General features: G+C 68.2%; 11 protein-coding genes. 3 read left to right on the forward strand and 8 right to left on the reverse strand.

Features of this window, described 5'->3' with window-relative positions:
• Positions 1-247 precede the first annotated feature (247 nt).
• From Pla123a_RS20785 to Pla123a_RS20820, 8 genes are all read right to left on the reverse strand, one after another.
• The gene (locus Pla123a_RS20785; protein WP_146590582.1) at positions 248-679 is read right to left on the reverse strand and encodes a YkgJ family cysteine cluster protein; all 432 of its coding nucleotides are present in this window, start codon (positions 677-679) and stop codon (positions 248-250) included.
• Positions 680-728: 49 nt separating this feature from the next.
• On the reverse strand, positions 729-1,883 hold the full coding sequence (locus Pla123a_RS20790; RefSeq protein ID WP_146590584.1) for an aminotransferase class V-fold PLP-dependent enzyme: 1,155 nt from the start codon (positions 1,881-1,883) through the stop codon (positions 729-731).
• Positions 1,884-1,906: 23 nt separating this feature from the next.
• Positions 1,907-2,923, reverse strand: coding sequence for a GTP 3',8-cyclase MoaA (gene moaA / locus Pla123a_RS20795; protein ID WP_231956578.1), 1,017 nt, complete (start codon positions 2,921-2,923; stop codon positions 1,907-1,909).
• The gene (locus Pla123a_RS20800) at positions 2,920-3,354 is read right to left on the reverse strand and encodes a molybdenum cofactor biosynthesis protein MoaE (RefSeq protein WP_146590586.1); all 435 of its coding nucleotides are present in this window, start codon (positions 3,352-3,354) and stop codon (positions 2,920-2,922) included. Before Pla123a_RS20800 ends, moaA begins: the two co-directional genes overlap by 4 nt.
• Positions 3,355-3,365: 11 nt before the next feature.
• Positions 3,366-3,611, reverse strand: a complete 246-nt coding sequence (locus tag Pla123a_RS20805; RefSeq protein ID WP_146590587.1) for a MoaD/ThiS family protein — start codon at positions 3,609-3,611, stop codon at positions 3,366-3,368.
• The gene (locus Pla123a_RS20810; RefSeq protein ID WP_146590589.1) at positions 3,608-6,535 is read right to left on the reverse strand and encodes an anaerobic glycerol-3-phosphate dehydrogenase subunit C; all 2,928 of its coding nucleotides are present in this window, start codon (positions 6,533-6,535) and stop codon (positions 3,608-3,610) included. The genes Pla123a_RS20805 and Pla123a_RS20810 overlap by 4 nt, the downstream gene beginning before the upstream one ends.
• A gap of 113 nt (positions 6,536-6,648) precedes the next feature.
• Positions 6,649-7,200, reverse strand: coding sequence for a GTP cyclohydrolase I FolE (gene folE, locus Pla123a_RS20815; protein ID WP_197528171.1), 552 nt, complete (start codon positions 7,198-7,200; stop codon positions 6,649-6,651).
• A gap of 207 nt (positions 7,201-7,407) precedes the next feature.
• On the reverse strand, positions 7,408-8,112 hold the full coding sequence (locus Pla123a_RS20820; RefSeq protein WP_146590591.1) for an LON peptidase substrate-binding domain-containing protein: 705 nt from the start codon (positions 8,110-8,112) through the stop codon (positions 7,408-7,410).
• A gap of 190 nt (positions 8,113-8,302) precedes the next feature.
• Between Pla123a_RS20820 and nth the strand changes: the two genes are divergently transcribed.
• The 3 genes from nth to nadE all read left to right on the forward strand — a co-directional run bounded on the left by nth (position 8,303) and on the right by nadE (position 11,786).
• Positions 8,303-9,019 (forward strand): endonuclease III, encoded by a 717-nt coding sequence (gene nth / locus Pla123a_RS20825; protein WP_146590593.1) that lies wholly within the window; start codon positions 8,303-8,305, stop codon positions 9,017-9,019.
• A gap of 58 nt (positions 9,020-9,077) precedes the next feature.
• Complete coding sequence (gene dcd / locus Pla123a_RS20830; RefSeq protein ID WP_146590595.1) at positions 9,078-9,635, forward strand: dCTP deaminase; 558 nt, start codon at positions 9,078-9,080, stop codon at positions 9,633-9,635.
• A gap of 159 nt (positions 9,636-9,794) precedes the next feature.
• On the forward strand, positions 9,795-11,786 hold the full coding sequence (gene nadE, locus Pla123a_RS20835; RefSeq protein WP_146590597.1) for an NAD(+) synthase: 1,992 nt from the start codon (positions 9,795-9,797) through the stop codon (positions 11,784-11,786).
• Positions 11,787-11,847: the final 61 nt, after the last annotated feature.

The raw sequence follows: 11,847 nt of genomic DNA on the forward strand, positions 1-11,847 counted from the left end.
AGCAGAGTTGAATCTGCGTAAGCCCATATTTTCAAAGATCTTACGCCGTTTTGGACACATTCGGGCCCGGCTTGGCGCGGCATGAGCGTTGGAAACCGTTGACGGCAAAAGACTTACGCCATCTACGGACCCACGGCTCACGCAACGAGACAAAGTCGTTGCAATGAGTATCGGCAGCCCAACCAACAGGCTTTACCTAATCAGAACAAACCAGCAGAAAGGTCGGCGGGGACGCCGGCGGCGCTAGCTAGACGTGGAACGTCTTGCGGGCGGCCTCGATATCGTCGAGTTGGTAGAGCTTGCCCTTGCCGCTGCCGGGGCACTCCTGGCAGGTCTCTTCCCAGGCCTCGGCAGACTTGAGGTTCGAGTCCCAGAACGGCCAGGTGCGGCACTGCCGCGGCCGGGCGGCGTACACCCGGCAGCCGCGGGACTCAAGGTCAAAGAACACACAGTCGCCGTCTGAGTATTCGGCGAGGCTCTTGCGGATACCGATCTTGCGGATGTACTTCCGTTCGAACTCCGCCACCGACAGCTCGACCTCCGCCGCCAGCGCGGCGATCTCGGCCTTGTTGACCCACACGTAACCCGGCGCGCCGGTGCAGCAGTCGCCGCAGCCGGTGCACTTGAAGCGGAGGCCGTCCTTGTACCAGGGTTCGCTGTTCTTGGGCGCGGCGGGCATGCGTCGATGGGCGTGTGGGTGAGGTGAGCGTGGCGTCGGAGCGCGGCGGCTAGCCAGCAGCAACCGCTGCGATGGCGGCGACCACCTGCTCGATTTCGTCTTCGGTGGTAAACACGCCGGAGCTGAGCCGCAGCGTTCCGCCCTGGGAGGTCCCCAGTCGGCGGTGCATCTGCGGGGCGCAGTGCAGCCCGGCGCGCGATTCAACGCCTGCGGACAGCTCTAATAGGGCCGCCAGTTCGTGCGGATCATAACCGTCGACCAGCAGGCTCACAACGCCCACCCGCTCGGCACACTCGGTCGGGCCGAACAGTCGGCAGCCAGGCAGCCCGAGCAGGCCGTCGATCAGCTGGCGGGTGCGTTCGCCGATTTGCGTGCCGAGCACGTCGACGCCCACTTCGAGCACGTGCTCCACCCCAGCGACCAATCCGGCCAGCCCAACGACGTTCGCGTTGCCGCACTCCAGCAGCGTTGGCATCTCGGTGGGCTGCACGGGCAGGTCGCTCTGGCCGCCCGTGCCGCCTTGCCGCAGCGGAGTGAGCTGCCGCTCGACGCCGGGCCGGACGTACAGAAACCCCGTACCCGTGGGGCCGAGCAGGCCCTTGTGCCCCGGCGCCGCCAACAGGTCGATGGCGAACGCCTGCACGTCGATCCTGGCGTGCCCTGCCGACTGGGCGGCGTCGACCAGCAGCAGCGTGTCACGGTCGCGGAGCCCGGCGGCGACCGCCTCGATCGGCTGCAGCGCGCCGGTAACGTTCGAGGCGTGCGTCAGCGCTACCAGTCGCGTGTCGGGGCGGACCGCCGCCAGCAGCCGCTCCGCATCAACGCGGCCGGAGTCGTCACAGTCGACGACCGTTAGCTCGCAGCCGAGCCGCCGCTCGGCGTGGTGCAGCGGGCGGAGGACCGAGTTGTGCTCGCACACCGTGGTGACCACGTGATCGCCGCGGCCCAGCACGCCGTGGATTGCGGTGTTCAACGCGTCGGTGCCGTTGTGCAGGAATGCGATGCAGCTCGGCTGCTCGGCGCCGATCAGCCTCCCGACGACTTCCCGTGCGCGGTCGACAATCCGCTGTGCACCCATCGCGCTCGCGTGCCCTCCCCTGCCGGCCGAGCCCCCGTCGTCACGAAGGTGGCCGGCCATCGACTCGACCACCTGCGGGGGCTTAGGCCAACTTGTCGCCGCGTTGTCGAGGTAGATGCGCGCCATGGTTCGGAATCCCGCCAAGGAAGTCAGCCGCCGATCTGGTACATCGCCCGATCGGGCCGGTGGAAGCCGGGCGCGTCGATGCCGTGGCCCGCCCGCTTGGCGGCGACGGCTTCGCGGATTAGGCGGGCGAGGTCGCCGTCGGAAGCCCCGTCGCGGAGCAGCCGCCGGGCGTCCCATTCTTCGGGGCTGAACAGGCAGTTGCGGATTTGCCCCTCCGCCGTCAGCCGCAGTCGGTTGCAGTCGCTGCAGAACGGCTGGGTCACCGGGTTGATGAAGCCCACCACGCCGCCGTCGGCGAATGCGTAGTCGCGGGCGGGCTGGCTTGGGTCGCTGCGGGGGGCGGGCGAGAGCGGCCCGAATTCGGCTTCGAGCGCCGCCAAGATCTCATCGCCCGACAGCACCTGGTCCCGCCGCCACGAGGCGTCGGCGTCGAGCGGCATGTATTCAATGAACCGCAACTCGAGCGCGCGTTCGCGGGCGAACCGGCCGAGCGGCACGATCTCCTGCTCGGTGACGCCACGCATGGCGATGGCGTTGATCCGAATCGACGAGAAGCCGGCCTGCTGGGCCGCCTCGATGCCGCGCAGCACCTCGGGCAGTAGGTCGCGGCGGGTCAGCTCGCGGAACGCCTCGGGCCGCACGGTGTCGAGGCTGATATTCAGCCGGTCCAGGCCCGCCGCCTTCAGCTCTGCCGCGTGCCGGTCGAGCAGCACGCCGTTGGTAGTGAGCGTGACCTCGTCGATGCCGGCGATGCCGACCAGCCGGCGGACCAGCTCGGACAGCTCGCTGCGCACCAGCGGCTCGCCGCCTGTCAGCCGGACCTGACGCACGCCCAGCCGGGCCGAGACACGCACAAACCGCTCCAGCTCTTCGAAGGTCAGCACTTCGCGCCGCGGCAGGAACAGCACCTGCTCACCCGGCATGCAGTACACGCAGCGGATGTTGCAGCGGTCGGTCACGCTGAGCCGCAGGCTGGTGTGCGTGCGGCCAAAACTGTCGACCAGCGGCGGGGCGGCTGCGATAGACGAAGGCGAGGTCACGGGGCGTCCCCCTCACTCACGGGCGCGGGGTGGACCCACTCGGTCGCGCCGTCGGACCAGCGTTCCTGCTTCCAGATCGGGACCGAGCGTTTCAGCTCGTCAATCAGCCAACGGGCCGCCTCGAACGCCTCGGGCCGGTGGGCCGAGCTGACCACCACGGCGACACTCGCCTCGGAGAGCGGCGTGAGGCCTAGCCGGTGGGTGATGCAGCACTCCTCGAGCGGCCAGCGGCCGCGGGCTTCCCGCTCCAAGCGTTCCAGCTCGCGTTGGGCCATCTCGGCGTAGGCCTCGTAGACCAGCTCGACCGTCTGGCGGTCGCCGGTGAACTCGCGGGTGATCCCGAGGAACGTGACCACCGCCCCCGCCGCGGGGACCTGCGCCCGCGCGATCATCGGCGCCAGGTCGATCAGGTCGTGGGTGATCTGGATCATTTACGCAATGCCTAGCCGCCACTCACGGGCGGGATGAGCGCAATCTCAGTGGTCGGGTCGACCTTGTCGGTCGGGTCGACGTATCCCGCGTCCGCGGCGAAGCGTGCGGATTGGAGCAATCGGCCCAGCGCGGGGAAGCGTCCGGCAAGGGCCACGGCCAGGTCGGCGTAGGTCGCGCCGGGCTCGAGGGGAGCCTCGACGTGGTCGGCTCCGACCGCCTCGCGGGCGCCGGCGAACATCAGCACGGTGACAGTCATTTTCGCCCGTTCGCTATTGTCGCTCCCGCCAGATTTGCATCAAGGCCGCAAGGGAGCCCGTAGCTGGCGGCGAGCAGTTTGATCGGGTGCAGCGTCGGCCGCGGGCTGGCCTGGCGCATCTGGATGGCGCAGGTCGAGCACTCGGAGACCGACAGGTCGTAATTCCCCGTCCGCAGCTCCGTCAGCAGCGGCAGTCCGGCCCGCAGGCTCCGCCGGTAGTTTTCTTTCCGCAGCCCGAACATGCCCGCCATGCCGCTGCAGCCCTTCTCGAGCTGCTTAACGCGGAGCTGCGGGATCAACCGGAGCAGGTTGCCGGCGGGCGCCCCAATGCCCAGCGCCCGGACATGGCACGGCACGTGGTACGCCACGCGGCGGTCGATCGGGTGCAGGTCGAGCTTCAGGCCACCCCGCTGGTGCAGCTTCCAGAGGTAATCGCACGCCTCGTGGGTGCTGTCCGCGACCAGCTGAGCGTCCTCGTCGTGGTCGAGCAGCTGCAGGTACTCGTGAGTCAGGGCGAGAACCGCCGACGGCTCGGTCGCGACAATCGCGTAGCCCTGCCGGGCGAGCTCGGCGAGCGCCTCGACGTTGCGGCGGGCGATCTTGCGGGCGGCGTCGACCGCCCCCTGGCTGTACAACGCCATGCCCGACTGCTCCTGCTCGCCCGGCGCCACGACGCCGACTCCGTTGTGGCGGAGCACGGCGACAAAGCTCTCGGCGAGCTGCGAGTCGTAGTAGTTGGCGAAGGTGTCGACAAAGTAGGCGACCTTCTCAACCGCGCCCGGCACCGGCTTGCTCAAGCGCTTGCCGGCCGACCTCAGGAAGGGGCGGGCCGCAAACCGCGGCAGCTTGCGGCCCTCGGCGATGCCGAGCGTCCGGGCGAGGACCCACCGGGCACGGCGGTCATCGATCAGGAGGTTCATCAGGGTCGCGAACCGCGAGCCGATCTGGCTCAGCAGGTCCATCCGCGTCAGGCTCCAGTCCCGCGGGCGGAGGCCGTTCTGCTTGATGTGGGCCGCCTTGGCCTCGACCATCATCCTCGGGATGTCGACCTTCGCGGGGCACTCCAAGCGGCACTGGTGGCAGTGCACACAGAGGTCGGCCACCTCCCGAGCGTCGTCGTGTCTGAGCGCGTCCGGCGGGAGCTGCCCGGTCAACACGCCACGGACCAGGTTTGCTTTGGCGCGGGGCGAGGCCTCCTCCCGGGGCGCGAAGCGGAAGATCGGGCACATCCGCACCGCCGGCGAAAGCGTCCGGCAGCCCGCGCAGCCGTTGCACGCCCAGGCGGCCTCGTTCAACTCTTCACGGGTCCAGTTGAGGCTCAGCTCGACCAGCGAGTGCCCTTCTTCGGACGGCTTGGCGAGCTCTGATGGTCGGAAGTTCTGCGTGACCCGCTCGCCCGGCGTTGGGATGATCTTGCCCGGGTTGAGGATCCCGTTGGGGTCGAACGCCCGCTTCAGCTCGCGGAACACGTTGATCAGCGGCCCGTGCTGGCGGCGGAGAAACGGTGTGCGGCTGAGGCCGTCGCCGTGCTCGCCGGCGACCGTGCCGCCCAGCAGCCAGACCTTTTCGTACAGCTCGCTGGCGAGCAGCTCGAGCCGCCGCGCGTCCTCCTTGGTGCGGAGGTCCAGCAGCGGCCGGATGTGCAGCTGACCGTGCGCGGCGTGCGAGAACAACGAGGCGGTAATCTGCTGCCGCTTGAGCACGTCCTGCAGGTGCCGCACAAAGACCGGCATCGCCTCGACCGGCACGGCGATGTCCTCGATGCAGGGCGCCGCGCGGCGGCGGCCCTTGAGCCCGTGCAGCGTCTGGGTGAACCGGCGGGCGAGCTGGCCAAGGAGCAGCTCGTCCTCCTCCTCCTGCGCGGCGTAGTAGCCGGCGGCCAGGCCGAGCTCGTTCCGCGCGAGCGCCACCACGCGGTCAACCTGGTGCTGCGTGTCCTGCTCGGTCTCGCCAAAAAACTCTAAGAGCAGCACCGCCTCGGCGGCCGCCGGGATGATCAGGTCGTACCGCACGTCCGACTCGCGGGCGATGGTCAGGTGCCGCCGGTCCATCAGGTCGCACGAGCACGGGCCGAGCGGCGTGATCTCGCGGACGCAGCGGACCGCCTTCTCCAGGCTGTCGAACATCAGCATTACGCGGCCGACCGAAGCGGGCAGCGGCAGGGTGCTGAGCTCGGCCTCGACAATCAGCGCGAGCGTCCCCTCGCTGCCGACCATCAGCTTGGTGAGGTCGACCGGGTCGGTCAGGGCGTGCTGCATCGCGTAGCCGCTGGCGTTCACCAGCGACTGCGGCTGGTTGGTCTCGATGACGGTGCGGTGCAGCTGGCCGAGCTCCTGGACCGACAACGCCAGCTCCGCCAGCCGCGCGGGGGGCGGGGCGTCGGTCGGCGGGGCGCCAAGCTCCAGCACCTCGCCGTCGGCCAGCACCACCTTCATCGCGAGCACGTGGTCGCGGGCCGACCCGCACCACGGCCAGTGGCTGCCGCTGCCGTCAACGCTCAGCACGCCGCCGATGGTCGTGACCTCGGTGGTCGCCGGGTCGGGCCCGAAGACGCGGCCGTGCGCCGCCAGGGCGCGGTTGAGCTCGGCGTGCACGACGCCCGCCTGCACGCGGACGCTCTCCTCACCGACCCTGATGATGCGGCGCATGTGGCGGGAGAAGTCGATCACCAGCCCCTCGCCGACAACGCCGCCGGCGAGGCCCGAGCCGGCTCCGCGGGCGTGGACGGCGATGCCGTTCTCGTTGGCGTACCGCAGCGTGGTCGCGACGTCCGCCGTCGTGCGGGGCCGCACCACACCCAGCGGGGTTTTCTGGTAGATGCTGGCGTCGCTCGCGTACAGGCACACCGACAGCGGGTCGCAGTTTACCTCTCCCGCCAGCTGCCCGCGCAGGTCCTGCTCGATGCGTTGGCGGTCAGAATCCATAGGCGATAGCGTGGCGGTAGAAGTCGTAGTCGCGCGGCCTGTCGGGGCCCTGTTTCTCTAGATCGGCGCCCGCCCCGGCCGCCGCCACCGCCGACCGGCAGGGTCGCTCTGGGCTACTTGCCGTAAATCAGCGTCATGACCTCGGCCCGGCTCGAGACGTTCGACCGGAACACGCCCTTCATCGCCGAGGTGACCGCCATGCTGCCCGGCTTCTTCACGCCGCGGATGGTCATGCACGAGTGGCTCGCCTCGATAACGACCGCCACCCCCTTTACGTTGAGCTCGTCGACCAGCATGTCGGCGATCGCCTCGGTCATCCGCTCCTGCACCTGCGGCCGACGCGCGACGCTGTCGACCACGCGGGCCAGCTTGCTGAGGCCGACCACCCGGCCGTTGGGCAGGTAGCCGATGTGCGCCTTGCCGGAGAACGGCAGCAGGTGGTGCTCGCACATGCTGGTGAAACCGATGTCCTTGACCAGCACCATCTCGTCGTACTTCTCGGTGAAGAACTTCTCGAGGTGCACCCGCGGGTTCTCACGCAGGCCGGAGAACATCTCGGCATACATCCGCGCGACCCGCGCCGGGGTCTCCAGCAGGCCCTCGCGGTCCGGGTCCTCGCCCACCGCGGCCAGCATCTCGCGGACCGCGCTCTGCAGCCGGGGCATGTCGACGCCCGGGTAGGCGGCGGATGATTCGTCCCCGCCGCAGCACGCGGACTCGGGGTACTCTTGCAGGTGGTCCTTCATGGCGCCGTTGTTGGTTCGTGTGGTCACTCTAGTCTCAAGGTTGCGGGGTTCGCAGGGACCGTGGTGAGTAAGGTCGCCCGCGCTGTTGGGTCGAGAAGTACGCCGTTGCGGGCCGCGGCCCAAGACTCAGTTGTTGCTGAAACGGGGTGGAAACGGTTCGTCGTCGCTGGCTGGGGCCCCGACCGCTTCGAGCAGCAGCCGGCACCTCTGCACCGCGTCCCCCTCGCCCAGCAGCCGCAGCTTCAACTCCGACGAGATCGGCAAACTGTGCGCGGCCAGGTCGGCCACAGCGCCCAGCGCCGCGGTGCACGACAACGTGTGGGCAAGCTCCTCTGCCGCCGCGCCGCCCGCAATCTTGCCTTGCAGCAGCGAGACGATCTGCTTGCGGAGCGACTGCTGCTCGCGGACCGACTCGGCGTCGACCGACGAGGTCGACTCCTGCTCATGAATCAATTCTAGCCGCGAGCGGCGGTATGCCAGGGGGGGATCCAACTCCTCTTTCAGACGAACCCGCCGCAAACCGAGCAGCAGCAGGTTGTAGCGGCCCTCGGGCGTCTTGTGGTGCGAGATCACTTTGCCCAGGCACCCGACCTCCGACAGCGGCGGCCGGCCGGCGTAATCAGGCTCCCAGCCAGGGGCCAGCACCGCCATGGTGATCAGCCCGTCGCTGGCGAGCGCCTCGGTCGTAAGGGCCACGTAACGCTCCTCAAACACATGCAGCGGGGTCACAACGTGGGGGAACGCCGCCACCTGCGGCAATGGAAACAGCCGCCCCACACCCGAGAACGTGTCTGGGTCGAACGGCGGATCGGCGGGCATCCAGGCGCTCATCGCAGGTCGTGGGGAACAAGGCGTGTGAGGGCATCTTCCAACGCTCAAATCTAATTGTGAAAAGCACTTAGATCAAGTCGCTCGGGCCTGCGGCGCCTGCCCTCCGGCCGTTGACACCCGCCGCTGGGCCCCCAAAATGAGGCCTTCTCTGGCCGCCCCCCACGCCCCGCCCCCTGCTCTGAAAGTCATAATGGGCAAGAAGAAAGCCACCTCAAAGGGCGCCTTAAAAGGCCCCGCCAAGCGGCCCTCACCCCCCACGCCGGCCCTCCCGGCGGACGAGCGCAAGTCGCAGGCCAAGCGGGTCGTGCGGCGGCTCAAGGCCGACTACCCCGAGGCCCCGTGCGCCCTGGTGCACGAAACGCCCTACCAGCTGCTGATCGCCACGATCCTCTCTGCCCAGTGCACCGACGAGCGGGTTAATATCGTTACCGAGAAGCTGTTCGCCACGCACCCCGACGCGCACGCGATCGCCAAGATGCCGATCGCCAAGCTCGAGAAAGCCGTGCAGAGCACCGGCTTCTTCCGCAACAAGGCCAAGAACGTCAAAGCGTGCTCGGAAGAACTGGTCGAGAAATTCGACGGCCAGGTCCCCGAGGACCTGGACACTCTCGTTGGTCTGGCGGGCGTTGGCCGCAAGACGGCCAACGTCGTGCTGGGGACCGCGTTCAGCATCCCCACCGGCGTGGTAGTCGACACCCACGTCGGGCGGCTGAGCCGCAGACTCGGCCTGACCGCTCAAAAAGACGCCGTGAAGGTCGAAAACGACCTCATCGATATCCTGCCCAAGAAAGAGTGGATCGACTTTTCGCACCGCATGATCCATCATGGGCGAGCGGTCTGCAACGCACGGAAGCCCGATTGCGGAGCCTGCTCGATGCAGAAGTTCTGCCCGCAGATCGGGGTCTGACAAGAACCTGCGAACCACGAAGTTCGGGCCCCGACGTCCCAACAAACCAAAGCCACTCATGATTCTCTCCGGCAACGAAATCCGGCGGCGGCTCGGCGGCGACCTTCAGATCACGCCGTACGACGAGGCGAACCTCAATCCCAACAGCTACAACCTCTGCCTGCACAACGAGCTGATTGTGTACGAGGAGGTGGTGCTGGACATGGCCAAGGAGAACCGCGTCCGCCGGATCGAGATCCCCGCCGACGGTCTGGTGATCAGCCCCAACCGGCTGTACCTGGGCCGCACCGTCGAGAAGACCACCACGCACAACCTGGTGCCGCAGATCGAGGGCCGCTCGTCGATCGGCCGCCTCGGACTGTTCGTGCACGTCACGGCCGGCTTCGGCGACGCCGGCTTCTCCGGCTTCTGGACGCTCGAGATCTCTTGTATTCAGCCGGTGCGGATCTACCCCGGCGTGCCGATCTGCCAGATCTTCTACCACGAACTCACCGGCGAGGTGAGCGAGTACACCAGCAAGTACCAGCACAACCGCGACATCCAGCCGAGCAAGCTGTTCCAGGAGTTCGGCGACGATCACGACCCGCAGCTGCCGCTGCAATTCGACAACAAATAGCGGCTCAAGAACAACTTACTCCCCTTATCCCTCTCCTCCAAAGAAGGAGACGTTAGGTGAGGGGATAATAGATAAACTGCGGAAGTTGTTCTTGAGTCCTTCCGAAGCAGTCACCGTCAGCCTCTCCACAAATCGGCCCTCGTAGCAAGCCATTCTGCAGTGAAACTCATCCGCCTAGGCGCCGCGTCCGTCAACCAAACCCCGATGGACTGGGACGGCAACCGCCGGCGGATCGAGTCCGCCATCGCCGACGCCCGCGCTGCCAATGTCGGCCTGCTCTGCCTGCCCGAGCTGTGCGTCAGCGGCTACGGCTGCGAGGACATGTTCTTCTCCACCGGCGTGCAGCAGGCCGCCTACGAGAACATGCTCGCCCTGCGGCCGGCGACCTCCGGCATGGCCGTGGCGGTCGGGCTGCCCGTGTTCTACGACTCGGCCCTCTACAACGCGTGTGCGCTGCTGGTCGACGGCGAGCTGGCCGGCATCGTCTGCAAGCAGTTCCTGGCGACCGACGGCATCCACTACGAGTCCCGCTGGTTCCGCCGCTGGACGCCCGGCGTCGTGAACCTGCTGGGCGACCCGATCGGCGACCTGCTGTTCGACCTCGGCGGGGTCCGCGTCGGGTTCGAGATCTGCCGCGACGCCTGGGTGGCCGACCGCTCGGGCCCCGGCCTCGCGCAGCGCGGAGCCGACATCATCCTCAACCCGTCGGCCAGCCACTTCGCCTTCGGCAAGCAAGAGACCCGCAAGCGGATCGTCATCGAGGGCTCCCGCGCCCAGTGCGTCAGCTACGTGCACTGCAACCTGTTGGGCAACGAGTCGGGCCGCTCGGTCTACGACGGCGACACCATCATCGCCAGCGGCGGCAAGATTGTCGCTAGCGGCCCGCGGCTCACCTTCGACGACCACGTGCTCACCACCGCCGTGGTCGATGTCGACGCCGTGCGGCGGAGCCGGGCCCAGTCGTTCGACGCCGGCGTCACCCGCCCGCTGCCGCCCGACGGGCTGGTCGAGTGGTCGTTCTCGTGGCCCGACCCGGGCGCCGACGCGCCGGACGAGCACTGCGCTCCGCTCACCAACTGGGAGGCCGCCCCCGACCACAAGGAAGAGGAGTTCACCCACGCCATTGCGCTCGCCGTGTTCGACTACCTGCGGAAGAGCCGCACCAATGGCCTGGTCGTCTCATTGAGCGGCGGCGCCGACTCGTCGGCCGTGGCGGTGCTTTCGGCGATGATGGCCCGCTTCGCGGTGGACGAGCTCGGCATGTCGGCCGTGCTGGATAAGCTGCCAGCCGTGGCGACCAGCGCCGTGCTCGACGACTCCGCCACCGTGCGGGACCTGGTCGGCGGCCTGTTGAGCTGCGTCTACCAGTCGACCGCCAACTCGAGCGACGCCACCCGCCACTCCGCCCAGGCGGTCGCCGAGGGCGTCGGCGCGACGTTCTTCGACTGGAGCGTCGACAGCCTGGTGAACGACTACGTCAAAACGGTCGGCAAGGCAGTCGGCCGTGAGCTGACCTGGGAGGACGACGACATCACCCTGCAGAACATCCAGGCCCGCGCGCGAGGCCCGGCGGTGTGGATGCTGGCCAACCTGCAGGGCGCGCTGCTGCTGGCGACTAGCAACCGCAGCGAGGCCGCCGTCGGCTACGCCACGATGGACGGCGACACCTGCGGCGGGCTGTCGCCGATCGCCGGCATCGACAAGGCATTCCTGCGGCGTTGGCTGGCGTGGATGGAACAGGTCGGCCCCCGCGGCGTCGGCCCGCAGCCGTACCTCAGCGCGGTGAACGAGCTCGAGCCCACCGCCGAGCTCCGCCCCGCCGGCGCCGACCAGACCGACGAGGGCGACCTGATGCCCTACCCAGTGCTCGACGCGATCGAACGCTCCGCGATGCGCGACAAGCGGCTCCCGATGGAGGCCTTCCGCGCGGTCGCCGCCCAGTTCCCCGAGCACGACCGCACACAGATCGGCCGCTGGGTGATCCGCTTCTTCCAGCTCTGGAGCCGCAACCAGTGGAAGCGCGAACGCTACGCCCCCAGCTTCCACGTCGACGACGAGAACCTCGACCCCAAGAGCTGGTGCCGCTTCCCGCTCCTCTCGAGCGGCTACGAGAAAGAACTCGACGAGCTCGAAGAGCTGCTCCGCGATTAGTCACATCCCCCAAAGCAGCCGGCGAGCTACGCCTCGGCGGTTTGCGGCTTGCCTAACCACA

The sequence above is a fragment of the Posidoniimonas polymericola genome, from assembly GCF_007859935.1.
Lineage (GTDB): Bacteria > Planctomycetota > Planctomycetia > Pirellulales > Lacipirellulaceae > Posidoniimonas > Posidoniimonas polymericola.